Raw genomic sequence first — 22,823 nt, forward strand, 5'->3', positions numbered from 1 at the left:
GGGGCATTGGCCGTCCTCCGAGTGTGGTGATCAACGACACGGCGCCTCACCCTATGGCCGGAGCGCCGCCCGTGGGGGGCGGCGCGGCGGTGCGTGGTTGGATGGTCCGGTGACTGGTGACCTGATCCCCGACGCCGCCGGCGCCGCATCCGTGGACCCGGATCTGGTGGTCAGCCTCGACGGCGTCGGCGTACGCCGGTCCGGCACCGCCCTGCTCCAGGACCTCACCTGGCGGGTCGAGCTGGACGAGCGCTGGGTGGTGCTCGGCGCCAACGGCGCCGGCAAGACCACGCTGCTCAACCTCGCCGCCGGCCGGTTGCACCCGACCACCGGTGTCGCCCACGTGCTCGGTGAACGGATCGGCCGTACCGACGTCAACGAACTGCGTACCCGGATCGGGCTCTCCACCGCCGCGCTCGCCGAGCGGCTGCCCGCCGACGAGCGGGTCAGCGACGTGGTGGTGACCGCCGCCTGGTCGGTGGTCGGTCGCTGGCGGGAGAGCTACGAGCGCGGCGACGAGGCGCGAGCGCGGGCGCTGCTGAGTCAGCTCGGCATCGGCGGCCTCGCCGAACGCCGCTACGGCACCCTCTCCGAGGGCGAGCGCAAGCGGGTGCAGATCGCCCGCGCGCTGATGACCGACCCGGAGCTGCTGCTGCTCGACGAGCCCGCCGCCGGGCTCGACCTCGGCGGACGGGAGGACCTGGTCGGCCGCCTGGCCGAGCTGGCGTACGACCCGGACGCCCCGGCGCTGGTGCTGGTCACCCACCACGTGGAGGAGATCCCGCCGGGGTTCACCCACGCGCTGCTGCTGCGCGAAGGCGGAGTGGTCGCACAGGGCCTGCTCGCCGAGACGTTGACCGGGGACAACCTCTCCAAGACCTTCGGCCTGCCGCTGGTGGTCGAGCGGTCGGGCGACCGCTACACCGCTCGCGCCGCCTGAGCGTCGGACCGGTCGGGAGGTGACCGTGCCGCAGACCCGGGTGGTCGTGGTGGGCAGCGCCAACATGGACCTGGTCGCGATGGCGCCCGCCCTGCCCCGCCAGGGCGAGACCATGCTCGGCACCGACTTCGTGATGGTGCCCGGCGGCAAGGGCGCCAACCAGGCCGTCGCCGCGGCCAGGGCGGGCGCGTCCTGCGCCTTCCTCGGCGCGATCGGCTCCGACGCGTTCGGCGTGACGCTCAAGGCCCGGATCGCCGCGGCCGGGGTGGACACCAGCCAGCTGCGCGTGGTCTACGGCACCTCCGGGGTGGCGCTCGTGATGGTCAACGCACAGGGGGAGAACGCCATCGTGGTCACCCCCGGCGCGAACGACACGCTGACCGGCCTCACCGACGAGGAACTGGCCACGGTACGCGAGGCGGACGTCCTGGTCGCCCAACTGGAGATCCCGGTGCGGACGGTGGCCGCCGCAGCGGTGGCCGCCCGCGCCGCCGGCACCCGGGTCATCCTGAACGCCGCCCCGGCGCGGGACCTCCCGCCGGAGCTGCTCGCCGCCGTGGACCTGCTCATCGTCAACGAGGGCGAGGCGCGTACGTTCGTCGGCCGAGGTCGGGAGGAGCCCCGGGCGCTGCTCGACCTGGCCCCCCGGGCCGTGCTCACCCTCGGCGGGGAGGGCGCCTGGTACGTCGACCGCGAGGGCGCCCAGGTGCACATTCCAGCGGTCCCGGTCCAGGTGGTCGACTCCACCGCAGCCGGCGACGCGTTCACCGCCGCGCTGGCCGTCGGCTGGGGCGAGGGGCGGGACGTGGTCGACGCGGTGCGCTGGGCGTCGGCGGCCGGCGCGGCCTGCGTACGCCGGCTCGGCGCGTCGGTGGCGCTGCCCCGCCGCGCCGAGATCGACGAGCTGTACCAGCCCGGCTGACCCCGCCGGGCTCAGTTGGCGGTCTCGTCGGTCAGCTTCTCGCCGCGTCGGCGCAACATCCCCAGCCCCGGGATGCCGGCCACGGCGAGCTTCAGGTCGCGGGTGACGTCCAGCAGGTCGTGCAGGTCGGGGCCGACCCGGTCCAGGGTCGCCAGGATCGGCAGGATGTCCGCCGTCAGGTGTTCCTTGAGCTTGGGCAGCTCGTCGATCAGGTGGATCGCCGCGGTGAGTTCCTCGTGACTGAGCTGCTCGACGAACCGCCCGGCCATCGGCGCGGCCCGGCGCAGCGCCGGCTCGTACGCCGCCAGCAGCTCCGCCGCCGTGGCCGCCGCCTCGGCAGCGGTGCCCACGGTGCCGGCGGCCCGGCTGGCCACCGCCTCGGCCTCGGCGACCACCCGGCCAGCCGTACCGGCGACCGCGTCGGCCTCCCGGACCACCACGGCCGCGGCCGTCGCCACCTCGGTGGCGGTGTCGATGGCGGTTGTCGCGGCGGCGCTGATCACGGCCACCTCGCGGACCGCCGTCTCGGCGTCGGTGAGCACCGCGTCGGTCCGGTCCAGAGTCGTCTCGATCCGGTCCACCACCCCGTTTATCCGGGCCAGCAGCGCCTCCACCCCGTCCAGCACCGCGAACGCGCGGGCGGGCACGGCGGCGAACGAGGCGGCCGAGCCGAGCGCCTGGTCGAGTGCGGATCGGGTCAGGCCGACCATCGCGGTCGGTGTGGGGAGGGGAATCGCCATGGCACCAAGTGTGCGTCGGCCGTGCCGCAACCGCTCGACGGTAGGGTGCCGGAATGGTGGCCGCCTCGCCGTACCGCCCGCCGAGCACCCGTACCGCCGTTGTGCTCGCCGTGTTGGCGGTGGTCGCCGCCGCGCTCGGCACGCTGGTGCTGGTCCGGGCGGACGACGGGCTCACCACCCGGCAGGTCACCGTCGGCGGGGTGCCGATGACCGAGGTACGCGCCGGCCAGCCGACGCCCGGCGTACGACGACCCGGGGTGGTGATCGCGCACGGCTTCGCCGGCTCGGCCCGGCTGATGCGCCCGATCGCCGACACCGTCGCCCGTCGGGGAGCGGTCGCGCTGCTGTTCGACTTCGCCGGGCACGGTGCCAACCCCGCCCGGCTGACCAGCTCGGCCGGGGATCCCTCGGCCGCCACGCTCGCCGCCGACCTGGATGCCGCCGTCGCTCACCTGCGTTCCCAGCCGGACGTGGACGCGGACGGGATCGTGCTGGTCGGGCACTCGATGGGTGCCGGGGCGGTCACCCGGTACGCCGTCGAGCACCCCGAGATCGTCCGGACCGTGGCGATCTCGCTGCCCGACGCCGGTGAGCTGCCGCCGGGACGGCCGGCGGAGCTGCTGCTGATCGTGGGCGGCGCGGAGTTCCCCGGCTTCCGGCGGGCGGTCGACGAGGCCATCCGGCGGGGTGGCCGTGCCGCCGACCGACGTTCGGCGGTGGTGGTGCCCGGTGTGGAGCACATCTCGGTGCTCTTCGCGTCGCGTACCCACGAGGAGATCGCCGCCTGGCTGCCCGGCGGCGACGGGCCGACCCGGCCGCGCCCGACCGCCCGGCTCACCGGGGCGGCGCTCCTGCTGCTCGCGTTCGGCATCGGGGTGGTTCCCCTGGCGGCCCTGCTCCTGCCTCGGCGGGGCTCCGGTCGGCGGTCGACCGCGCTGTCCCCCGGTGACGCCGCGCCGCCAACGGGCCGGGCGCCGCGCGACGGTCTGCTCCTGCTCGGGCTGGCGGTGGTCGCGGCCGGCATCGGCGCGGTCGGCGCGGCGGTGCTGCCGACCACGCGGCTCCCGCTCGCGGTCGGTGGTTACGTAACCGGGTTCCTGCTGGTCACCGCTCTGCTGCTGGCCGTCGGTCGCCGGCTGCCGGGCCTGTCGACCGCCAAGTCGGCCCCCGGCCCGGCCGATGCGCGATCTGGCCTCACGCCGGCACGGCTCGTCGTCGCAACGCTGGCGCTGACCGGGTACGCGGTCCTCGCCGTCGCGCTGCCGATCCACCTGGGCCTGACCTCGGCGCTGCCGGTCGGCGCCCGCTGGTGGCTGCTCCCGGTGGTGGCGGCGGCGTGCCTGCTGTTCCTGCTGAGCGTCGAGCTGGTCGTCGCCGGGCGGGCCCTGCGGCACCTGCTGGTCGTCGGGGTCACCGTGTTGGTACTGGTCGCGGCGGCCCTGGTCGGCGTGGCGCCCGGGTTCGTGCTGCTGGTGGTGCCGCTGTTCGCGGTGCTGCTCGGTTGGCAGGTGGCCTGGGCGACGGTGCTGCGCCGGTACGCCAGCCCGTGGTGGCTGCCCGCCGTGCTGGGCGCCGCCCTGGTGGGGTGGCCGATCGCCACCACCCTGCCGTTGAGCTGACCGGCCGGGCCCTAACGCGGGGCGCGGGCGACGCGCAGCGCCCACCAGATCAGCGGCGCCTGCATCGGTACCCGGCCGTAGGCGATGGCCCGCTTCGTTGGACGCCGGTGCCGCCAGTCCACCGCCATCTTCACGTTCGCCGGTAGCACGGCGACGAACAGCGCGGCGGCGGCCCGGCCGCCGGCCCGCCGCGTGGTCGGATGCGCCACCGCCGCAGCCACCGCCAGCTCGGCGACACCGCTGGCGTACGTCCAGAAACGGGCCGGACCGGGCAGCGCGCGCGGCACGATCGGGTCGTAGACGCCGGGGCGCAGCAGGTGGGTGACGCCGGCCGCCGCGAGCAGCCCGGCCAGCGCGACGGCCTCGCCGCGACGGGTGGTCATCGATGGTCCCCCTGCTGCTCGACGGCGCGTTGCACGGCCCGGTAGATCTGCCCGAACCGTAGCGCGTCCGGTGTGCGCACCAGCAGGTGCTCCTGACCGTGGTGCTGCACCCACAGCTCGTGCACGTGGCTGCCGCGCTCGTAGGAGCGGTCCAGCCAGCCCAGCGGGATCTCCAGGAACGGCGTCAACGCCAACGCGCCCACCGCGCAGGCGGCGAGGATCAGCAGCGCGAGCTTCCAGTTGCCCCGATCCTGTGCCGACCAGGCAAGCGACAGTACGCACACCAGCCCGACGAGCGGTGGCAACGAGAGCAGCAGGATCAGGACGCCCCGGCCGAGCACCCGACCCTGCACCGCCAGGGTCTTGGGGCCGCGGGCGTGCCAGACGAAGGTCACGTCGGCGAGGGCGACCACGTGACCGCCCGCCCGGATCGACTCGGAGGTCACCTGCACCGCGTCGTCCCGGTAATAGAGGGTCATCACTAAGCCTAACCACCCACAGGCAACCCGGACCCGTCCCGAAAGGGTGTCGGTGGGCAGCGCTCAGCGGCGGCCGGCGGGGCGGGCCGGGTTGCTGTGCTCGACCGCGCGTTGCAGCGCCCGGTAGATCTGGCCGAAGCGCAGCGCGTCGCCGGTGCGCAGCAGCCGCACCGGCTGGCCCCGCCAGCGAGCCCAGATCTCCAGTTGCCGGCTGCCCTTGGCGTAGGAGCGGTCCAGGTGTTCGAAGAGGAAGTCGGCGACCGGGCCGACGGCCAGCCCGACCAGCACCGAGGCGCCGACGATCGCGATCGTCACGGTGGGGGAGCGGTGCAGCCAGACGGCCAGGCCGATGCCGAGCAGGGCCGCCACCAGTGGACCGGCCAGCGCGGCGCCGATCGCGCCCCGACCGACGAGAACTCGCCAGGACCGGGTGCCCCGGCGGTGCCAGACCATAGTGATGTCGGCCAGCGCGAAGCTGCGGCCGTCGACCCAGATGGTGGTGGAGGTGACCTGCACCGACTTGTCGTCGTAATAGGTGATCATTGCTGGACTCCCGCCCGCCGGGCTGACACCAGACTACTTACCCCAACGAGCCGGGTCGTAAGGTTGGCACGCGACTTCGACGAGGAAGTGAGGGCAGCGTGGGCGAGTTCGTTCGGCTGGAGATCAAGGACGGCATCGGCACCATCCGGCTGGAGCGCCCGCCGATGAATGCGCTCAACACCCAGGTGCAGGAGGAGTTGCGCGCCGCCGCCACGGCGGCCACCGCCGACTCCGAGGTCCGCGCCGTCATCGTGTACGGCGGGGAGAAGGTCTTCGCGGCCGGCGCGGACATCAAGCAGATGGCCGAGATGTCCTACGTGGACATGGCCGACCGGGCCGCGAACCTGTCCAGTGCGCTCGGCGCGATCGCCCGGATCCCCAAGCCGGTGGTCGCCGCGATCACCGGTTACGCCCTGGGTGGCGGCTGCGAGCTGGCGCTGGCCTGCGACTGGCGTGTGGTGGCCGAGGACGCCAAGCTCGGCCAGCCGGAGATCAAGCTCGGCATCATCCCCGGCGCCGGTGGCACCCAGCGGTTGGCCCGGCTGGTCGGCCCGGCCCGAGCCAAGGATCTGATCATGTCCGGTCGGATGGTGGACGCGCAGGAGGCGCTGCGGATCGGCCTGGCCGACCGGGTGGTTCCCGCCGCCGAGGTCTACGACGCGGCGGTCACGCTGGTCACTCCGTACGTCAACGGGCCGATGCAGGCATTGCGCGCGGCGAAGCTGGCGGTCGACGGCGGCCTGGACATGGACCTGGCCTCGGGCCTGGCCTGGGAGAGTCAGCTCTTCGCGGCGCTGTTCGCCACCGACGACCGGCGTGAGGGCATGGCGGCCTTCGTCGAGAAGCGCAAGCCGGGCTTCACCGGCCGCTGATCGGGCCCCGGGGCGGCGGGTCCACACCGCCTCCGACGGGTAGTCGAGAACGGTTCACATTCTGCCTACCGGCCAGTAGCGTGTGACTTCGGCCATCAGCGAAGAAGAGGAGCGGCGATGACGGAGCGGATCGAAGGTCACGGCGGGGAGCTGGCGCTCGCAGCGTTGCGGGCGCACGGGGTGCGCGAGATGTTCACCCTCTCCGGCGGCCACGTCTTTCCGCTCTACGACGCCGCGCACGGGAGCGACTTCCCGATCTACGACGTGCGCCACGAGCAGTCGGCGGTCTTCGCGGCCGAGGCGGTGGCCAAGCTCCAGCGCCGCCCCGGCCTCGCCGTGCTCACCGCCGGTCCGGGTGTCACCAACGGCATCTCCGGCATGACCAGCGCCTTCTTCAACGCCTCCCCGGTGCTGGTGCTCGGGGGGCGGGCGCCCGCGTTCCGCTGGGGCTCGGGCAGCCTCCAGGAGATGGACCACCTGCCGCTGGTCGCCCCGGTGACCAAGCACGCCGAGACGGTGTTCAGCACCGACGACATCCCGCGCGCGGTGGACGCCGCCCTCACCGCGGCGCTCACCCCGCACCGGGGGCCGGCCTTTCTCGACTTTCCGTTGGAGACGGTCTTCTCGATCTCCGAGGCCGAACTGCCCACGGTGACCGGCGTCGGCCCGGTCGAGCCGGACCCGGAGGAGGTCGGCCGGGCCGCGCTGCTGATCGCCGCGGCGCAGCGACCGGTCATCATCGCCGGGTCCGACGTGTACGCCGGTGACGCGGTGGCCGCGCTGCGCGAGGCGGCCGAGGCGTTGCAGGTGCCGGTCTTCACCAACGGCATGGGCCGCGGCTCGCTCCCGCCGGAGCACCCGCTCGCCTTCGCCAAGGCGCGGCGGGCCGCGCTCTCCGGCGCCGACGTCGTCGTGGTGGTCGGCACCCCACTGGACTTCCGGCTCAGCTTCGGCGACTTCGGCGACGCCAAGGTGGTGCACATCGTCGACGCGCCCAGTCAGCGGGCCGGGCACGTGCAGCCCGCCGCCGCCCCGGCCGGCGACCTGCGCCTGATCCTCTCCGCGCTGGCCGACCACTCCGGTGACCGGGCCGATCACACCGACTGGATCGCCGACCTGCGCGTCGCCGAGGACGCCGCCCGGGCCCGCGACGCGGCGGAGATGGCCGCCGAGACCGACCCGATCCGGCCGGCCCGGATCTACGGCGAGTTGCGCCGGGTACTGGCCCGGGACGCCGTCACCATCGGCGACGGCGGGGACTTCGTCTCGTACGCCGGGCGGTACCTGGAGCCGGCCCAGCCCGGCACCTGGTTGGACCCGGGCCCGTACGGCTGCCTCGGCACCGGCATGGGCTACGCGATGGGCGCCCGGGTCAGCCACCCGGACCGGCAGATCTGCGTGCTGATGGGCGATGGTGCCGCCGGCTTCTCGCTGATGGACGTCGAGTCGCTGGTCCGCCAGAAGCTGCCGGTGGTGATCGTGGTCGGCAACAACGGCATCTGGGGGCTGGAGAAGCACCCGATGCGGGCCATGTACGGCTACGACGTGGCCGCCGACCTCCAGCCGGAGCTGCGTTATGACACGGTGGTCAGCGCGCTGGGTGGTGCGGGGGAGACGGTCGCGAAGGCCGCCGACCTGGGCCCGGCTCTGCAGCGGGCGTTCGACTCCGGCGTGCCGTACCTGGTCAACGTGCTCACCGACCCGACCGACGCGTACCCCCGGTCGTCGAACCTGGCCTGAGTCGCACCCGCCGCCGCCGTCGCCTCTGCGCCGGCGGCGGTGCGGCGTCTGCCCCAGTCGAAGTCACACCTCCGGCCGGTCACCCTCGCGCGGCGGGTCACCGTCGCCTCGGCGCAGGTCGTCCTCGCGGCGGCGCAGATCCTCCTCCCAGCGGCGGAAGAGTTCCTGGTCCGGTTGTTGGGCGCGGTCCTGCACCGAGCGGAGGAACTCCGGGTCGTCGTCCGGGGCGATCGGGCGGCGGCGCTGTCGCTCGGTGGAGCCGGTGCCGCCCGGCCACGCCTTGCGGGCCCCGGCATCGGGCTCGCGGCCGGCGACGAACCAGGCGATCGAGCCGACCAGGGGGAAGAACAGGATGATCAGCACCCAGACGATCCGGGGCAGGGCGCGGATCTGACCCTCCTCGGCGGAGAGGCAACTGATCAGCGCGCAGACGGCGAGGACGATCTGCGCCAGGAAGAGGAGAACGTACAGCCGGGCCATGCGCCCATCATGGCGCACCGGGTCTCGTCACCACATCCCGTGCACCACGAGCAGCGCACCCAGCAGGGCGAGCCCGACCGTGCCCAACGCGACCAGGGGCAGCCTCCGGCCGCCGGTGCGCGCCGGCCCCGTACCGGTGGCGCGAGGCCAGCAGAGCACCAGCACAGCGCCCCAGAGCAGCACGGCGACGCCGGCGATCAGCGCCCCGATCGAGCCACCGGTCGACCCCAGCCGGACGGCCAGCGCGGTCACCACGGTCAGCGCCAGCGTGGTGCGCCGCCAGGCCAGCCGGGTCCGTTCCGCTTGCAGTCCGGGGTCGCGCGCGGGGCTGACCGGCCCGTCGGTCATCGTCCGCCGATCGCCCGGACCAGCACGGCGACCACCAGCAGCACCGCGCCGGCACCGACGGCGAGGGCGAGGATGGCGGGGAAACGGGAGGCGGGCAGCTCCGCACCGAGGCGGATCGCTCGTTCGGTACGCGCCCAGTGGTCCACCGCGCGGACCGCGACGGTGCCGCCGAGCAGCAGCAGGGCGACCGCGATCGCCTCCCGTAGGTGACTCATCGGCAGCGGGGGCAGGAACTGGGCGGCGGCCAGCCCGCCACCGACCAGCGCCAGGGCGGTACGCAGCCAGGCGAGGAACGTCCGCTCGTTGGCCACCGAGAACCGGTAGTCCGGCGGCTCGCCGACCGAGCGCGCCTCGGCCGGGTCGAACCATCGCTTGATCGCCTCCCACACGCTGCCGATTATTCGCTTCCTTCCAGGCTTAGCCTGGGTCGGTGACCGATCTTGATGTGATGACGCTGCGTACCGCGTATGACAACCAGCTCCGCCCGGAGATCCCGGACCCGGTGCCGGCCGGGGTGACGGTGGAGCGGGACGGGCCGCTGGTCCGGATCATCGGCCTCGACGCCGGTGGGTTCCTCACCTACCGGAACCTGGGCGGGTTGACCGGTGACGCGCTGGACGAGTTGATCGCGCGGCAGGTGGAGCTGTTCCGCCAGCGCGGCCAGTCGGTGGAGTGGAAGCTCAACGAGCACGACGAGCCGGCGGACCTGCCGGATCGGTTGCGCGCCGCCGGCTTCGTGCCGGAGGAGCGGGAGACCGTCGTGATCGGGCCGGTCGCGTCGCTGGCGGCCGCGCTGCCGGTCGTCCCCGAGGGGGTACGCCTGCGTGAGGTGACCTCCCGGACCGACCTGGAGCGGATCGCCGCCATGGAGGAGGAGGTCTGGCAGGAGGACCGCTCACACCTGGTCTGGGGCCTGGCCAAGGAGGTCGACGCCGACCCGCACTCGATCACCATCGTGGTGGCCGAGGCGGGCGAGACCGTGGTGAGCGCCGGTTGGGTGCGTTTCCCGGCGAACACCGGCTTCGGCACCCTCTGGGGCGGGTCCACCCTGCCGCAGTGGCGCCGCAAGGGCATCTACCGCGCGCTGGTCACCTACCGGGCTCGGCTGGCCGACCAGCGGGGCCGGACGCTTCTGCAGGTCGACGCGTCCGAGGACAGCCGGCCGATCCTGGAGCGACTCGGACTCGTCCCGGTCACCACCACCACCCCGTACGTCTACACTCCGTGATCATGGAGCAGCGGTTGACGGACGAGGAGCGGCTGACCCTCAAGACGGGGGCCTTCGGTGCCGTCTTCCTGGTCTCCAACGCCGACCCGGGGATGCTGGGCGTGCTCCGGGAGAGCCTCGCCGCGTCCGAGGCGCTGGCCGATGCCAGCGGTGTGGTCAAGGAGGCGCTGACCACCGGTCCGCTGCCCCGGCTACCCCGGGACTCCCAGTTGGAGATCGAGTCGGTGGTGCTGCCGGCGTTGGGTCGGGCGGTGCGGATCCTGCGGGAGAAGTCACCGGCGGACGTGGCCGCGTACCGCTCGGTGGTGTTGACCGCGGCGGACCGGGTGGCCCGGGCGCACGACGGGGTGGCCCCGGCGGAGGCCGCGGTCATCGACCAGATCCGGGGTGCGCTGGCCGATCCGGCCTGACCGCTGCGCGCTGCCTCGGGCGTCGGTGAGCTGTGTCACTCCGAGGCCCCCGGGTAGCCCAAGCTACTGGCAGGTAACCTTGCGCCGTGGGCAACTGCACAGCAGCCCGCGGTTGACCGGGCGTCGGCCGACGCGCGAGGCTGCGCCCCAGACCGGGCGAGCGAATCGCATCACCACACAGGAGGGTCGTCGAAGCGCGATGAATATCGTCGTACTCGTCAAGCAGGTGCCTGATTCGGGCGCGGACCGCAACCTGCGCAATGACGACAACACCGTCGACCGCGGTTCGGCGAACAACGTGATCAATGAGATGGACGAGTACGCCATCGAGGAGGCGCTGAAGATCAAGGAGGCGCACGGCGGCGAGGTCACCATCCTGACCATGGGTCCGGACCGGGCGACCGAGTCGATCCGCAAGGCGCTCTCCATGGGCCCGGACAAGGCCGTGCACGTGGTGGACGACGCCCTGCACGGCTCCTGCGCGGTGGCCACCTCGAAGGTGCTCGCCGCCGCGCTCGGTCAGCTCAACGCCGACCTGGTGATCTGCGGTGCCGAGTCCACCGACGGCCGGGTCCAGGTCATGCCGCACATGATCGCCGAGCGACTCGGCGTCGCGGCGCTCACCGGAGCGCGCAAGCTCACCGTCGACGGCGGCACGCTGACCGTCGAGCGGCAGACCGAGGAGGGCTACGAGGTGGTCACCGCCGCCACCCCGGCCGTGGTCTCGGTCTGGGACACCATCAACGAGCCGCGCTACCCCTCCTTCAAGGGCATCATGGCCGCCAAGAAGAAGCCGGTGCAGACGTTCTCCCTGGCCGACCTCGGCGTCGCGCCGACCGAGGTGGGCTTCGACGGCGCCACCAGCGCCGTGGTCGAGCACACCAAGCGCCCGGCGCGGTCCGGCGGCGCCAAGGTCACCGATGAGGGCGAGGGCGGCGTCAAGCTGGTCGAGTTCCTCGCCACCGAAAAGTTCGTGTGAGAGCGGGTCTGGACATGTCTGAGGTTCTCGTCGTCGTCGAAGCCACCAAGGAATTCGGCGTCAAGAAGGTCACCCTGGAGATGCTCACCCTCGCCCGCGAGCTGGGCACCCCGAGCGCGGTGGTGCTCGGCGGTGCCGGCGCCGCCGAGGCGCTGAGCGGCAAGCTGGGCGAGTACGGCGCGGAGAAGATCTACGCCGCCGAGGGTGACGAGATCGACGGCTACCTGGTGGCCCCCAAGGCCACCGTGCTGGCCGAGCTGGTCAAGCGGGTGCAGCCGGCCGCCGTGCTGCTGGCCTCGGCCCAGGAGGGCAAGGAGATCGCCGCCCGGCTCGCCGTCAAGCTGGACAACGGCATCCTGACCGACGTGGTCGGCCTGGACGCCGACGGCACCGCGACCCAGGTCGCCTTCGCCGGCTCCACCATCGTCAAGTCCAAGGTCACCAAGGGCCTGCCGCTGGTCACCGTCCGACCCAACTCGGTCAACCCGACCCCGGCGGCGGCCACCCCGACGATCGAGCAGCTCACCGTGTCGGTCACCGACGCGGACAAGCTGGCCAAGGTCGTCGAGCGGGTCGCCGAGCAGAAGGGCTCCCGCCCCGAGCTGACCGAGGCCGGCGTGGTCGTCTCCGGCGGTCGCGGCGTCGGCAACGCCGACAACTTCAAGCTGGTCGAGGAGCTCGCCGACCTGCTCGGTGGCGCCGTCGGCGCGTCCCGCGCCGCGGTCGACTCCGGCTTCTACCCGCACCAGTTCCAGGTGGGCCAGACCGGCAAGACGGTCTCCCCGCAGCTCTACGTCGCGCTCGGCATCTCCGGTGCCATCCAGCACCGAGCCGGCATGCAGACCTCGAAGACCATCGTCGCGGTCAACAAGGACGGCGAAGCGCCGATCTTCGAGCTGGCCGACTTCGGCGTGGTCGGCGACCTGTTCAAGGTCGTCCCGCAGGCCGCCGAGGAGATCCGCAAGCGCAAGTGAGGGGAGCTGATCGGCGGGTCGGGGAGCTGAACCGACCCGCCGATCAGCCCGTCAGGGTGCCGCGCAGCAGGCTGTCGCCGGAGTGCGCGGGCTTGTTGTCGTACCGCTCGGCGGAGACGTCGACCACCGAATAGGTGCGCAGGTCGACGTTGGGCGGCAGGGGCAGCAGCGCGTCCGGGCCGTCACCGAGGGTGCCGACCGAGAACATCTGCATGGTCGTCGGGTTGATGAGCCACACCTCGTAGTACCCCGCTACGCGCGGGAGATTCGCCACGTGCAGATGCAGTTGGCCGCCCTGGAAGACCCGGGCGTCCCCGTTCGCCGTCGGAGGCGTCGACCCGTACGCCACCAGGGGCGTGCTGGCCACCACCGCGCGCGTCGGGGCGGGCGCCGGGTCGTCCGGCCCGAGGACGGCGACCGTGCCCAGCACGCCGACCGCTGCGGCGGCTGCCGCGATCACCGCCGTGCCCGCCCAGCGTGACCACCGACCGCGCGGCCGGACCCGGCCGGCCGAGGCCGCGTTGGCCCTGGTCGGCTGGCGCGGCACCCGGTCGGTCGACTCGGTCGGCAGGTCATCGGCTGCCCGGATCTCCGCCACGATGCCCTGCCAGACGTGCTCCGGAGGGTCCGGCAGGTCGGCGAGGCCCTTGGTGTCCGCGCCGAGCCCGGCCACCTGTCGAAGGGTGGCGAACTCCGTCCGGCAGTGCGCGCAGACGTCGAGGTGGGTGCTCTCCCCGTTGTCCGCCTCGCTCTCACCGAGTGCCAGAAAGACCAGCCGGTCGTGGTCCAGGTGCTGCACCGTCCACCTCCCATCTGCGCTTCAAGCTCGCCATGCCGCGTCGGATGTGACTCTTCACGGTGCCCAGCGGCACACCGGTCACCGTGGCGATCTGCTGGTGTGTCAGGTCGTCGTAGAACGCCAGCTCCAGCATCTGTCTCTGGTCGTCCGGAAGGCGGGCCAGCTCGTCGGCGATCACCAGCCGGTCCACCACGCGGTCCGGGTCCGGACCGGTCGGTGCCGGGGCGGGGAGTTGGCGGACCGTCCCCACCACCCGGGTCTCCCGGGCCGAGGCCCGGATGCGGTCGATCACCTTGCGCCGGCCGATGCCGAGCAGCCAGCCGATCAGTGACCCCTTGGCCGGGTCGTACGTGTCCCGCCCCAGCCAGGCGGCCACGAACGTCGCCTGGGTCGCGTCCTCCGCGTCGCTGCCGTTGGCCAACATGCTGGTGGCCAGGTGCAGTACGGCTCGGCCGTACCGGTCGTACGCCTCGCGGAGTGCCGCCTCGTCGCCGGCGCGGAACCGGACGGCGAGGTCGTCCGCCGGGGGGTCCGGTTCCTGTCGTACCGCCGTCACCGGGCGGCCTGCCGTCGATGGGGCATGCCCGACTGTAGCTTCCACAGTCTTCGCCCCATCCTCCCGATCGATCTCATCTCACCAGCTCTTCGTCTTTCGGGGCTGGTCTGGATGCGGAACCGGGCCGGAAAACAAATTGCCGCCCAGGCGCATCCACCCGCTGGCGAGCCGGCGTAACTCGTTCTGCAAGCCAAGCGTGACGAATCAGCAGTAATCATCAGGAGGCAGACATGCAGCACTCGTACCTGCGTCGGGTCGCGGCGGGCGGCGCGGTCGCCGCGCTGGCCTTCGTCGGCGTCGGTGCCCTCACCGCCTCGCCCGCCCACGCCGCCACGTCCAGGGTCTCCGTCGTGCACGGCATCCCGGACACCCCGGTCGACGTGTACGTCAACGGCAAAAAGACGCTGGACAACTTCAAGCCCGGTGCCGTGGCCGGCCCGCTCAACCTGGCGGCGGGCGAGTACGACATCGCGCTCACCAAGCCCGGTGAGGCGATCGACAAGGCGATCCTCACGGTCGACGACGCCGCGGTGCCGGGCGGAGCGAACATCAGCATCGCGGCCCACCTCGACGCGGCCGGCAAGCCGAAGATCACCCCGTTCGTCAACGACGTCGCCAGGGTCGGTGCCGGCAAGGCGCGGCTGATCGTCCGGCACACCGCCGCCGCCCCCGCGGTGGACGTCCGCGCCGGTGGAACCCCGGTCTTCGAGGGCCTCACCAACCCGAAGGAGGCCAAGGCCGACGTCGACGCCGGCAGTGTGCGGGCGGACGTGGTGCTGGCCGGCACCGACACCGTGGCCATCGGCCCGGCGGATCTCAACCTCAAGGAGGGCACCGCGACGATCGTCTACGCGATCGGCTCCGCCGAGGGCAAGACCCTCGACGTGGTGGCCCAGACCATCACCGGCCTGCACTCCGCCCCGGGTGGCGTGCCGAGCGGTGACGGTGGTCAGGCCGGTACGGGCCTGCACACCTGGTGGTACGCGCTCACCGCTGCCGGCGTCCTGCTGCTGCTCGGCGGCGCGGTGCGGCTGGCCACCGTCCGGACCGGTCGCAGGTGACGTTGCGCGATCGCGGCGCGCTGGCGGCGATGGCCGCCGGCGTTGCCGCGCTCACCGCCGCCGCGCTGGTGGCGTGCGGCTCCCAGCCGGCGGAGAACGTGGGCGCGGAGCAGGCGAACACGCTGGCCAGTGCCCCGCCGGCCGGCGTCGGTGCCCCGTCGGTCGCGGTGACCGCCGGCGCGTTGCCGGGCGACGGACGGACCGTGCCACCGGTACGGCTGCTGATCCCGACGATCGACGTCACCGCCACGGTCAACGCGGTCGGCATCAACGAACGGACCAACGAGTTCGAGGTGCCGCCGAGCGTCGACCAGGTCGGCTGGTACCGCTACGGTCCCGGGCTGGAGGCGAACGCCGGCTCGGTGGTCATCGCCGGCCACGTGGACAGCGCCAAGCAGGGGCGAGGGGCCTTCTTCCGGCTGCGGGACCTCGACGAGGGCGACACCCTGACCGCGACGGGCGACGACGGCGAGGCCCGGCGGTACCGGGTCGTCGCCCGCGAGGAGTACCGCAAGACCAAGATCCCGTTGGACCGGTACTTCGCCCGGGACGGCAAGCCCCGGCTGACCCTGATCACCTGCGGTGGGCCGTTCGACGCCAAGGCCCGCAAGTACCGCGACAACATCGTGGTCACTGCGGTGCCGGACTGACCGGGGTCCCCGCAGGAGGGCCTGGTCGGGGCGGGAGGAGTGCCCCTCCTCCCGCCCCGACGGCCCGCGGCGTGGGCTCGTCCGACTCCCGGGTCCCCTCCGGCATCCGGTTCCCGACCTGTCCGCCGTACGCTGAACGGTGATGGCATACCTGGATCACGCGGCGACGACTCCGATGCTCGACGAGGCACTGGAGGCGTACGTCGCCACCGCCCGCGAGGTCGGCAACGCGTCCTCCCTGCACGCGGCGGGTCGCCGTGCCCGTCGGCGGGTCGAGGAGTCGCGCGAGCGGGTGGCCGCCGTACTCGGTGCCCGGCCGTCCGAAGTGATCTTCACAGGTGGCGGTACGGAGAGCGACAACCTCGCGGTCAAGGGCATCTTCTGGGCCCGTCGGGCCGCCGGCCCGGGCCGCCGCCGGGTGGTCTCCAGCGCCGTGGAGCACCACGCCGTGCTGGACGCGGTCGACTGGCTGGCCGAGCACGAGGGCGCCGAGGTCGGCTGGCTGCCGGTGGACTCCGCCGGCCGGCTCGACCCGGCCGACCTGCGCGCCGAACTGGCCGCGCACGCCGACCAGGTGGCCCTGGTCACGGCCATGTGGGCCAACAACGAGGTGGGCACCGTCCAGCCGGTGGCCGAGCTGGCCGCCGTCGCCGCCGAGCACGGCGTGCCGTTCCACACCGACGCCATCCAGGCGGTCGGCCAGGTGCCGGTCGACTTCGCCGCCAGTGGCGCCGCCGCGCTGACCGTCACCGGGCACAAGCTGGGCGGTCCGGCCGGTGTGGGCGCTCTGCTGCTGGCCCGGGACGTGGCGGCCACACCGCTGCTGCACGGTGGTGGCCAGGAACGCGACGTACGCTCCGGCACCCTGGACACCGCCGGCATCGTCGCCTTCGCGGTCGCCGTCGAGGCGGCGGTGAAGGGCCAGCAGGAGTACGCGGCCCGGGTGGCCGCGCTCCGCGACGACCTGGTCGAGCGGGTCCGCCAGGCGGTACCCGAGGTGATCTACAACGGCGACCCGGTCGACCGCCTGCCCGGCAACGCGCACTTCTCCTTCCCGGGCTGCGAGGGTGACGCGCTGCTGCTCCTGCTCGACGCCCAGGGCATCGCCTGCTCCACCGGCTCCGCCTGCTCGGCCGGGGTCGCCCAGCCGTCGCACGTGTTGCTGGCGATGGCCGCCGACGACGACCGCGCCCGCTCCTCGCTGCGCTTCACCCTCGGCCACACCAGCACCCAGGCCGAGATCGACGCCGTCATCGCCGCCCTCCCAGCAGCAGTGGACCGAGCCCGCCGAGCCGCAGCCCTCCGCACCCCCCGCTAACCCACCCCACCCCACCCCACCCCACCCCACGGTCGATCATGGAGCTGTGGTGCCCGGGGCGTGATGATTTGTCGCTTCTGCGGCCCACCAAAACCCATGATCGACTGCAGGGTGGGCGGCCCGGGGCGGGGCGGGGGGAGGGCCGGGTGGGGTGGGTAGGGTTGTGGTGGGGAAGGGAGTGGGCTGGTGAGGGTTCTGGCGGCGATGTCGGGCGGGGTTGACTCGGCCGTGGCGGCGGCGCGGGCGGTGGCGGCCGGGCACGACGTGACCGGCGTACACCTGGCGCTGGCGCGCAATCCGCAGACCTACCGGACCGGGGCGCGCGGCTGCTGCACCCTGGAGGACTCCCGGGACGCCCGCCGGGCCGCCGACGTGATCGGCATCCCGTTCTACGTCTGGGACATGGCCGACCGGTTCCACGAGGACGTGGTGGACGACTTCGTCGCCGAGTACGCGGCCGGCCGTACCCCGAATCCCTGCCTGCGCTGCAACGAGAAGATCAAGTTTGCCGCGGTGCTGGACCGGGCGGTGGCCCTGGGCTTCGACGCGGTGGTGACCGGCCACCACGCGCGGCTCGGTTCGGACGGGCTGCTGCGGCGCAGCGTCGACGTGGCCAAGGACCAGTCGTACGTGCTGGCCGTGCTCACCCGCGAGCAGCTGGACCGCTCGATCTTCCCGCTCGGTGACTCGACCAAGGCGCAGGTCCGCGCCGAGGCCGCCGAGCGTGGCCTGGCGGTGGCCGACAAGCCGGACTCGCACGACATCTGCTTCATCGCCGACGGCGACACCCGTGGCTTCCTGGCCGGTCGGCTCGGCGAGGCCCCCGGTGACGTGGTGGACGCGAGCACCGGCGCGGTGGTCGGCAGCCACACCGGCGCGTACGCGTACACCGTGGGCCAGCGTCGTGGGCTGCACCTGGACCGGCCCGCCCCGGACGGCCGGCCGCGCTACGTGCTCTCGATCACACCGAAGACCAACACGGTGACGGTCGGCCCGGCCGAGGCGCTGGAGGTGTCCCGGGTACGCGCGACCCGCCCGGTCTGGACCGGTGGGCCGCGTCCGGACGCGCCGGTCGAGTGCGAGGTGCAGTTGCGCGCGCACGGCGACGTGGTGCCGGCCACCGTGGTCCTCGACGGTGACGCGCTGCACGCCGAGCTGCGCCGACCGGCGCGCGGTGTCGCCGCAGGTCAGGCAGTGGTGGCGTACCGGCCGGACCCGGCCGGCGACGTGGTGCTCGGCTCCGCCACCATCTCCGGCTGACCAGTCGAGCCGCCGCGCGACCGATGGTGTCACCGGATAGCCTTCGGCCGTGACAGATCAGGCGTGGCCCTGGCCGGCTGGTGCGGCGACCGGTATCGGTTCGCTCCCCGGCACCGACATCGCCGAGGCCCAGCGGGTGGTCCTCGGCGAGCTTCCCGCGCTGCCCCACCTGCCCGAGCTGCCGGCCCGAGGTCCCGGGGCCGACCTGATCGGCCGTACCGCCGGGCTGCTGGTCGAGCTGCCCGTCGAGCTCTACACGGGGCGCTGGCGGGTCGCCCCACGCCCGGGCCGTGACCTGCGACGGGCGCGCGACCTGATGGAACGCGACCTGGACCAGCTCGCCGAGCAGGCCGAGGCGTACGCCGGCCCGATCAAGGTGCAGGCCGGTGGCCCGCTCACCCTGGCCGCCGCGCTGGAACTGCCGATCGGCGGCCGGCTGCTGCGCGACCCGGGCGCGGTCCGCGACCTCACCGCCTCTCTCGCCGAGGGTCTGCGCGGGCACGTGGCGGCGGTCGCCCGCCGGTTGCCGCGCGCTTCGGTACTGCTGCAACTGGACGAGCCGTCGTTGCCGACCGTGCTGGCCGGGCGGGTGCCGACCGAGAGTGGGCTGGGCGCGTACCGGGCGGTGGATTCGGTGGACGCCGCGGCGCTGCTGCGGACGGTCGTAGAGACCGTCGGTGTGCCGACCGTGGTGCACTGCTGTGCCCCGGACGTGCCGTTGGAGCTGATCCGTTCCACCGGCGCCGTCGGGGTCGCGCTCGACCTGGACCTGATCACCGAGCTGGACCCGCTGGGCGAGGCGATCGACGCGGGTCTCGGGCTGCTGGCCGGGGCCGCGCCGACCCGGCCGCCGTCGGCCGGTCGCGCGCCGACCTCGGCCCAGGTCGCCGATCGGGTACGCCAACTCTGGGACCGCCTCGGCTTTCCCCGCCGGCAGCTCGCCGAGCAGGTGGTGGTCACCCCGGCCTGCGGCCTCGCCGGGGCCACCCCGGAGTACACCCGGACGGTGCTCGCCGCGTGTCGCGACGCCGGCCGCCGTTTCGTCGAGAGCTGAGTTTTCCTGTCGTACCCGGTGGGCAGGATGACGGTCATGATTGGACAACTACGTTCAGTGGTGATCGACTGCCCGGATCCGCAGGCCCTGGCCGGGTTCTACGCGGAGCTGCTCGGCCTGTCCGTGGTCGAGCCAAACACCGAAGACGATTGGGTGGTGCTGGGCGGCCCGCCCGGGCACCAGCCGCGTCTGGCCTTCCAGCGGGCGCTCAACCTGCGTGCCCCGGCCTGGCCGGACCCGGAGCGCCCACAACAGTTCCACCTCGACGTGACGGTGGACGACATCGAGTCCGCCGAGAAGGCGGCGCTCGCGCTCGGCGCCCGCCGGCTGCCGGGCGACGGCGAGGGCTTCCGGGTCTACGCCGACCCGGCCGGCCACCCGTTCTGCCTCTGCTGGGACTGACCGCACCGGCCCCGTCCGCTGACCGGCTGACCCGGTGCGGTCAGCGGATGGGCAGGTGGCGCATGGTGCGGACCTGTCGCCACAGGTCGGCGTCGCAGGTGCCGGCGCGGTCGGCGAAGGCCGCCAGGCCGATCCGGGCCGGCTCGGTGAGGCTCAGATAGCTGTCGTGCTCGGCGTCGGGGTCCCAGTCCCGGGTGGGAATCCGCACGTGGTCGTCCCGGTCGCTCTTGTCCTGACTGGTGATCTTCAGGACGTCGGCGCCCCGGGAGTCGGCGCGCAGCACCAGACACGGCCGGACCTTCGACCCGCTGCCGTCGGCGTACGGGACGTCGGCCCACCAGATCTCGCCGGGCGCGAGCCTGCCAGCCGCCCGGTCGGTGTCGCGCGCCCGGGGCTTGGCTCCCGGTCGGTCGGCACCGCGTGGCCGGGGCGGTGCGGAGCGGCGTCCACCGGTGCGGGCCGTCGCACCCCGATCCGGCCGGGCCGCGGCGCGACGGGTCGCCACCCGGTGCCGCCAGCTGTTCCACGCCCAACCGGCGGCCACCGCCAGCAGGATCGCCGCCGCCCAGAGCAGGGCATCGCGCATCACTACCTCCGCTCCCGGCGGCTCAACGGCCACCCTCGTCCGGCGATGGTCGCACGCCGACCACCCCACCTGCCGTAGACCGCGCCGCGCCAGCGCTGACCTTGATCACTTGACGCATCGGGCCGTCGACAACTGCTCAGCATCAAGTGATCAAGGGAACGCCCTGGAGCAGGCGCCGCTGGGCGTGGGATTGTCCCACCGGCCCGATACGGTGCCGGAGTAGCGTGATCAGGGGAGGTCGCAGGCGTGTCCGAAGGTGGCGGGGTGTCCGAGGAGCAGTTCGGTCAGCAGGTCAGCCCGGCTCAGGAGGCGGCAGCCGGCGGTGAGCCGACGCCGCAGGCGCGGGAGCGGCACGCGACGCTCAGCCGCGAGCTGACCGAGCACCAGTACCGCTACTACGTGCTCGACTCGCCGACCATCGCCGACGCCGAGTTCGACCGACAGTTGCGTGAGCTGGAGGCACTGGAGCAGGAGTTCCCGGCGCTGCGTACGCCGGATTCGCCGACCCAACGGGTGGGTGGCACGTTCTCCACCGACTTCACCCCGGTCACCCACGCCGAGCGGATGCTCTCACTGGACAACGCCTTCGCCGACGAGGAGTTGGCCGCCTGGGCCGAGCGGGTCGAGCGGGACGCCGGAGGGCCGGCGCCCTACCTCTGCGAGCTCAAGGTCGACGGGCTGGCGATCAACCTGACCTACGAGGGCGGCCGGCTGATCCGGGCGGCCACCCGGGGCGACGGCCGCACCGGCGAGGACGTCACCGCCAACGTGCGCAGCATCCGGGACGTGCCCAGTCAGCTCACCCCGTCCGCCGAGTTCCCGGACGTGCCCGAGCTGCTGGAGGTCCGGGGCGAGATCTATTTCCCGGTCGCCGGGTTCGCCGATCTCAACGCCGGTCTGGTGGAGCAGGGTCGGGCCCCGTTCGCCAACCCGCGCAACGCCGCCGCCGGCAGCCTGCGGCAGAAGGACCCGCGGGTCACCGCCTCCCGGCCGTTGCGCCTGGTGGTGCACGGCGTCGGCGCCCGCCGCGGGTTCCAGCCGACGGCGCAGTCCGAGTCGTACGCGGCGCTCAAGGCATGGGGGTTGCCGACCAGCGACCGCTGGCGGGTGGTGCCCGACCTGGCCGGTGTCGTCGAATACATCGCCTACTACGCCGAGCACCGGCACGACGTCGAGCACGAGATCGACGGTGTGGTGGTCAAGGTCGACCCGGTCTCCATCCAGGGGCGGCTCGGTTCGACCAGCCGCGCGCCGCGCTGGGCGATCGCCTTCAAGTACCCGCCGGAGGAGGTGACCACCAAGCTGCTCGACATCGAGGTCGGCGTCGGGCGTACCGGCCGGGTCACGCCGTTCGCGGTGCTGGAGCCGGTGCACGTGGCCGGCTCGACGGTCGCCCAGGCCACCCTGCACAACGCCCGTGAGGTGGAGCGCAAGGGGGTGCTGATCGGCGACACGGTGGTGCTGCGCAAGGCCGGCGACGTGATCCCCGAGGTGCTCGGCCCGGTGGTCGACCTGCGCCCCGCCGACGCCCGACCCTTCGTGATGCCGACCACCTGCCCGTCCTGCGGCACGCCGCTGGCACCGGCCAAGGAGAGCGACGTCGACATCCGCTGCCCCAACACCCGCAGCTGCCCGGCGCAGCTGCGCGAGCGGGTGTTCCACCTCGCCGGTCGGGGCGGTTTCGACATCGAGGTGCTCGGCTACAAGGGCGCCGCGGCGCTGCTCGACGCCGAGATCATCACCGACGAGGGTGACCTCTTCCAGCTCGACGCGGAGCAGTTGTCCCGGTCCCCGTTCTTCGTCAACAAGGACGGCAGCCTCGGCAGCAACGCGGTCAAGCTGCTGGACAATCTGGCTGTCGCCCGGGAGCGCGACCTGTGGCGGGTGCTGGTGGCGCTCTCCATCCGGCACGTCGGCCCCACCGCGGCCCAGGCGCTCGCCCGGCACTTCCGCTCGGTGGAGGCCATCGACGCGGCCAGCGAGGATGAGCTGTCCTCGGTCGACGGGGTCGGTCCGACCATCGCGGCCAGCATCCGGGAGTGGTTTGCCGTGGACTGGCACCGCGAGGTGGTCCGCAAGTGGGCGGATGCGGGCGTACGGATGGCGGAGGAGGCGGTCGACGAGGGGCCGCGCCCGCTGGAGGGGCTGACCGTGGTGGTGACCGGCACGCTCGCCGGCTTCTCCCGGGACCAGGCCGCCGAGGCCGTGCAGAGCCGCGGCGGCAAGATCAGCGGATCGGTCTCCAAGAAGACGAGCTTCGTGGTGGTGGGCGACAACCCGGGGTCCAAGGCCGACAAGGCGGCCAGCCTCAAGGTGCCGGTGCTCGACGAGGACGGGTTCCGGCTGCTGCTGGACGCCGGTCCGGACGCCGCGCGGGAGGTCGCCCAGGTGGGCGGCTGACCGCCGACTGCGGCCGATGCGGCGACTGGCCGCGTATACCAACTTAATTACGACTACGACCGATTCGTGACTGTCATACC

26 protein-coding genes are annotated in these 22,823 nt (G+C 73.2%); 16 read left to right on the top strand and 10 right to left on the bottom strand.

Annotated elements, in window-relative coordinates; all coding sequences use genetic code 11:
- Positions 1 to 109 precede the first annotated feature (109 nt).
- Positions 110 to 940, top strand: coding sequence for an ABC transporter ATP-binding protein (locus ACFQGL_RS15765; RefSeq protein ID WP_377512154.1), 831 nt, complete (start codon positions 110 to 112; stop codon positions 938 to 940).
- Positions 941 to 965: 25 nt separating this feature from the next.
- Positions 966 to 1,862, top strand: a complete 897-nt coding sequence (locus tag ACFQGL_RS15770) for a ribokinase (protein WP_377512158.1) — start codon at positions 966 to 968, stop codon at positions 1,860 to 1,862.
- Between the two features lie 11 nt (positions 1,863 to 1,873).
- Here ACFQGL_RS15770 and ACFQGL_RS15775 read toward each other — a convergent pair whose 3' ends face one another.
- Positions 1,874 to 2,602 (bottom strand): hypothetical protein, encoded by a 729-nt coding sequence (locus ACFQGL_RS15775; protein ID WP_377512161.1) that lies wholly within the window; start codon positions 2,600 to 2,602, stop codon positions 1,874 to 1,876.
- A 53-nt stretch (positions 2,603 to 2,655) separates the two neighbouring features.
- Between ACFQGL_RS15775 and ACFQGL_RS15780 the strand changes: the two genes are divergently transcribed.
- The gene (locus ACFQGL_RS15780; protein WP_377512164.1) at positions 2,656 to 4,221 is read left to right on the top strand and encodes a dienelactone hydrolase family protein; all 1,566 of its coding nucleotides are present in this window, start codon (positions 2,656 to 2,658) and stop codon (positions 4,219 to 4,221) included.
- A gap of 11 nt (positions 4,222 to 4,232) precedes the next feature.
- Here the strand turns inward: ACFQGL_RS15780 and ACFQGL_RS15785 are convergent, their stop codons facing one another.
- The 3 genes from ACFQGL_RS15785 to ACFQGL_RS15795 all read right to left on the bottom strand — a co-directional run bounded on the left by ACFQGL_RS15785 (position 4,233) and on the right by ACFQGL_RS15795 (position 5,626).
- Positions 4,233 to 4,604, bottom strand: coding sequence for a DoxX family protein (locus ACFQGL_RS15785; protein ID WP_377512167.1), 372 nt, complete (start codon positions 4,602 to 4,604; stop codon positions 4,233 to 4,235).
- A complete protein-coding gene (locus tag ACFQGL_RS15790; protein WP_377512170.1) occupies positions 4,601 to 5,083 on the bottom strand; it encodes a DUF6232 family protein in 483 nt (160 codons plus the stop codon). The genes ACFQGL_RS15785 and ACFQGL_RS15790 overlap by 4 nt, the downstream gene beginning before the upstream one ends.
- Before the next feature lie 63 nt (positions 5,084 to 5,146).
- Positions 5,147 to 5,626 carry a DUF6232 family protein gene (locus tag ACFQGL_RS15795; RefSeq protein WP_377512173.1) on the bottom strand — a complete coding sequence of 160 codons (480 nt, stop codon included), beginning with the start codon at positions 5,624 to 5,626 and terminating at the stop codon, positions 5,147 to 5,149.
- A gap of 98 nt (positions 5,627 to 5,724) precedes the next feature.
- On the opposite strand from ACFQGL_RS15795, the gene ACFQGL_RS15800 reads away from it, so the two are divergent.
- Together ACFQGL_RS15800 and ACFQGL_RS15805 are read left to right on the top strand one after the other, a co-directional pair.
- Positions 5,725 to 6,498, top strand: coding sequence for an enoyl-CoA hydratase/isomerase family protein (locus ACFQGL_RS15800; protein ID WP_377512175.1), 774 nt, complete (start codon positions 5,725 to 5,727; stop codon positions 6,496 to 6,498).
- Positions 6,499 to 6,615: 117 nt separating this feature from the next.
- The gene (locus ACFQGL_RS15805) at positions 6,616 to 8,238 is read left to right on the top strand and encodes an acetolactate synthase (protein ID WP_377512178.1); all 1,623 of its coding nucleotides are present in this window, start codon (positions 6,616 to 6,618) and stop codon (positions 8,236 to 8,238) included.
- A gap of 63 nt (positions 8,239 to 8,301) precedes the next feature.
- Here the strand turns inward: ACFQGL_RS15805 and ACFQGL_RS15810 are convergent, their stop codons facing one another.
- From ACFQGL_RS15810 to ACFQGL_RS15820, 3 genes are read right to left on the bottom strand one after another with little or no spacing between them, the layout of a single operon-like run.
- Positions 8,302 to 8,718 carry a PLD nuclease N-terminal domain-containing protein gene (locus tag ACFQGL_RS15810; protein WP_377512181.1) on the bottom strand — a complete coding sequence of 139 codons (417 nt, stop codon included), beginning with the start codon at positions 8,716 to 8,718 and terminating at the stop codon, positions 8,302 to 8,304.
- Positions 8,719 to 8,745: 27 nt separating this feature from the next.
- Positions 8,746 to 9,066 (bottom strand): DUF202 domain-containing protein, encoded by a 321-nt coding sequence (locus tag ACFQGL_RS15815; protein ID WP_377512184.1) that lies wholly within the window; start codon positions 9,064 to 9,066, stop codon positions 8,746 to 8,748.
- The gene (locus ACFQGL_RS15820) at positions 9,063 to 9,455 is read right to left on the bottom strand and encodes a YidH family protein (RefSeq protein WP_377512187.1); all 393 of its coding nucleotides are present in this window, start codon (positions 9,453 to 9,455) and stop codon (positions 9,063 to 9,065) included. The genes ACFQGL_RS15815 and ACFQGL_RS15820 overlap by 4 nt, the downstream gene beginning before the upstream one ends.
- A gap of 41 nt (positions 9,456 to 9,496) precedes the next feature.
- On the opposite strand from ACFQGL_RS15820, the gene ACFQGL_RS15825 reads away from it, so the two are divergent.
- The 4 genes from ACFQGL_RS15825 to ACFQGL_RS15840 all read left to right on the top strand — a co-directional run bounded on the left by ACFQGL_RS15825 (position 9,497) and on the right by ACFQGL_RS15840 (position 12,657).
- On the top strand, positions 9,497 to 10,294 hold the full coding sequence (locus ACFQGL_RS15825) for a GNAT family N-acetyltransferase (protein WP_377512190.1): 798 nt from the start codon (positions 9,497 to 9,499) through the stop codon (positions 10,292 to 10,294).
- Positions 10,291 to 10,704: a hypothetical protein gene (locus tag ACFQGL_RS15830; protein ID WP_377512193.1), complete on the top strand. Its 414-nt coding sequence runs from the start codon at positions 10,291 to 10,293 to the stop codon at positions 10,702 to 10,704. The genes ACFQGL_RS15825 and ACFQGL_RS15830 overlap by 4 nt, the downstream gene beginning before the upstream one ends.
- A 199-nt stretch (positions 10,705 to 10,903) precedes the next feature.
- Entirely contained in the window at positions 10,904 to 11,683 is a 780-nt protein-coding gene (locus ACFQGL_RS15835; protein WP_377512196.1) for an electron transfer flavoprotein subunit beta/FixA family protein, read from the top strand.
- Between the two features lie 14 nt (positions 11,684 to 11,697).
- The gene (locus ACFQGL_RS15840; protein ID WP_377512199.1) at positions 11,698 to 12,657 is read left to right on the top strand and encodes an electron transfer flavoprotein subunit alpha/FixB family protein; all 960 of its coding nucleotides are present in this window, start codon (positions 11,698 to 11,700) and stop codon (positions 12,655 to 12,657) included.
- A gap of 43 nt (positions 12,658 to 12,700) precedes the next feature.
- On the opposite strand, the gene ACFQGL_RS15845 is transcribed toward ACFQGL_RS15840, so the two are convergent.
- Entirely contained in the window at positions 12,701 to 13,456 is a 756-nt protein-coding gene (locus ACFQGL_RS15845; protein ID WP_377512202.1) for an anti-sigma factor, read from the bottom strand.
- Positions 13,410 to 14,012 (bottom strand): RNA polymerase sigma factor, encoded by a 603-nt coding sequence (locus ACFQGL_RS15850; protein WP_377512205.1) that lies wholly within the window; start codon positions 14,010 to 14,012, stop codon positions 13,410 to 13,412. The genes ACFQGL_RS15845 and ACFQGL_RS15850 overlap by 47 nt, the downstream gene beginning before the upstream one ends.
- Before the next feature lie 230 nt (positions 14,013 to 14,242).
- On the opposite strand from ACFQGL_RS15850, the gene ACFQGL_RS15855 reads away from it, so the two are divergent.
- From ACFQGL_RS15855 to ACFQGL_RS15880, 6 genes are all read left to right on the top strand, one after another.
- Complete coding sequence (locus ACFQGL_RS15855; RefSeq protein ID WP_377512208.1) at positions 14,243 to 15,073, top strand: DUF4397 domain-containing protein; 831 nt, start codon at positions 14,243 to 14,245, stop codon at positions 15,071 to 15,073.
- A complete protein-coding gene (locus tag ACFQGL_RS15860; protein WP_377512211.1) occupies positions 15,070 to 15,723 on the top strand; it encodes a class F sortase in 654 nt (217 codons plus the stop codon). The genes ACFQGL_RS15855 and ACFQGL_RS15860 overlap by 4 nt, the downstream gene beginning before the upstream one ends.
- A gap of 142 nt (positions 15,724 to 15,865) precedes the next feature.
- On the top strand, positions 15,866 to 17,041 hold the full coding sequence (locus ACFQGL_RS15865) for a cysteine desulfurase family protein (RefSeq protein WP_377512214.1): 1,176 nt from the start codon (positions 15,866 to 15,868) through the stop codon (positions 17,039 to 17,041).
- Positions 17,042 to 17,227: 186 nt separating this feature from the next.
- On the top strand, positions 17,228 to 18,301 hold the full coding sequence (gene mnmA, locus ACFQGL_RS15870) for a tRNA 2-thiouridine(34) synthase MnmA (protein ID WP_377512217.1): 1,074 nt from the start codon (positions 17,228 to 17,230) through the stop codon (positions 18,299 to 18,301).
- A gap of 49 nt (positions 18,302 to 18,350) precedes the next feature.
- Positions 18,351 to 19,355 (top strand): uroporphyrinogen decarboxylase/cobalamine-independent methonine synthase family protein, encoded by a 1,005-nt coding sequence (locus ACFQGL_RS15875; protein WP_377512220.1) that lies wholly within the window; start codon positions 18,351 to 18,353, stop codon positions 19,353 to 19,355.
- Positions 19,356 to 19,391: 36 nt separating this feature from the next.
- Positions 19,392 to 19,757 (top strand): VOC family protein, encoded by a 366-nt coding sequence (locus ACFQGL_RS15880; protein WP_377512223.1) that lies wholly within the window; start codon positions 19,392 to 19,394, stop codon positions 19,755 to 19,757.
- A gap of 40 nt (positions 19,758 to 19,797) precedes the next feature.
- Here ACFQGL_RS15880 and ACFQGL_RS15885 read toward each other — a convergent pair whose 3' ends face one another.
- Positions 19,798 to 20,343, bottom strand: a complete 546-nt coding sequence (locus ACFQGL_RS15885; protein ID WP_377512227.1) for a type II toxin-antitoxin system PemK/MazF family toxin — start codon at positions 20,341 to 20,343, stop codon at positions 19,798 to 19,800.
- Positions 20,344 to 20,607: 264 nt separating this feature from the next.
- Between ACFQGL_RS15885 and ligA the strand changes: the two genes are divergently transcribed.
- Positions 20,608 to 22,743 carry an NAD-dependent DNA ligase LigA gene (ligA, locus tag ACFQGL_RS15890; protein WP_377512230.1) on the top strand — a complete coding sequence of 712 codons (2,136 nt, stop codon included), beginning with the start codon at positions 20,608 to 20,610 and terminating at the stop codon, positions 22,741 to 22,743.
- Positions 22,744 to 22,823 lie beyond the last annotated feature (80 nt).

It is taken from the genome of Micromonospora vulcania (assembly GCF_042658605.1).
Classification (GTDB): Bacteria; Actinomycetota; Actinomycetes; order Mycobacteriales; family Micromonosporaceae; genus Micromonospora; species Micromonospora vulcania.

Bases quoted from the DNA above. Each gene is read 5' to 3' on its own strand.
- ACFQGL_RS15775 (WP_377512161.1), bottom strand. From the start codon at position 2,602: ATGGCGATTCCCCTCCCCACACCGACCGCGATGGTCGGCCTGACCCGA.
- ACFQGL_RS15780 (WP_377512164.1), top strand. From the start codon at position 2,656: ATGGTGGCCGCCTCGCCGTACCGCCCGCCGAGCACCCGTACCGCCGTT.
- ACFQGL_RS15785 (WP_377512167.1), bottom strand. From the start codon at position 4,604: ATGACCACCCGTCGCGGCGAGGCCGTCGCGCTGGCCGGGCTGCTCGCG.
- ACFQGL_RS15790 (WP_377512170.1), bottom strand. From the start codon at position 5,083: ATGACCCTCTATTACCGGGACGACGCGGTGCAGGTGACCTCCGAGTCG.
- ACFQGL_RS15795 (WP_377512173.1), bottom strand. From the start codon at position 5,626: ATGATCACCTATTACGACGACAAGTCGGTGCAGGTCACCTCCACCACC.
- ACFQGL_RS15805 (WP_377512178.1), top strand. From the start codon at position 6,616: ATGACGGAGCGGATCGAAGGTCACGGCGGGGAGCTGGCGCTCGCAGCG.
- ACFQGL_RS15810 (WP_377512181.1), bottom strand. From the start codon at position 8,718: ATGGCCCGGCTGTACGTTCTCCTCTTCCTGGCGCAGATCGTCCTCGCC.
- ACFQGL_RS15815 (WP_377512184.1), bottom strand. From the start codon at position 9,066: ATGACCGACGGGCCGGTCAGCCCCGCGCGCGACCCCGGACTGCAAGCG.
- ACFQGL_RS15835 (WP_377512196.1), top strand. From the start codon at position 10,904: ATGAATATCGTCGTACTCGTCAAGCAGGTGCCTGATTCGGGCGCGGAC.
- ACFQGL_RS15840 (WP_377512199.1), top strand. From the start codon at position 11,698: ATGTCTGAGGTTCTCGTCGTCGTCGAAGCCACCAAGGAATTCGGCGTC.
- ACFQGL_RS15855 (WP_377512208.1), top strand. From the start codon at position 14,243: ATGCAGCACTCGTACCTGCGTCGGGTCGCGGCGGGCGGCGCGGTCGCC.
- ACFQGL_RS15865 (WP_377512214.1), top strand. From the start codon at position 15,866: ATGGCATACCTGGATCACGCGGCGACGACTCCGATGCTCGACGAGGCA.
- ACFQGL_RS15880 (WP_377512223.1), top strand. From the start codon at position 19,392: ATGATTGGACAACTACGTTCAGTGGTGATCGACTGCCCGGATCCGCAG.
- ACFQGL_RS15885 (WP_377512227.1), bottom strand. From the start codon at position 20,343: ATGCGCGATGCCCTGCTCTGGGCGGCGGCGATCCTGCTGGCGGTGGCC.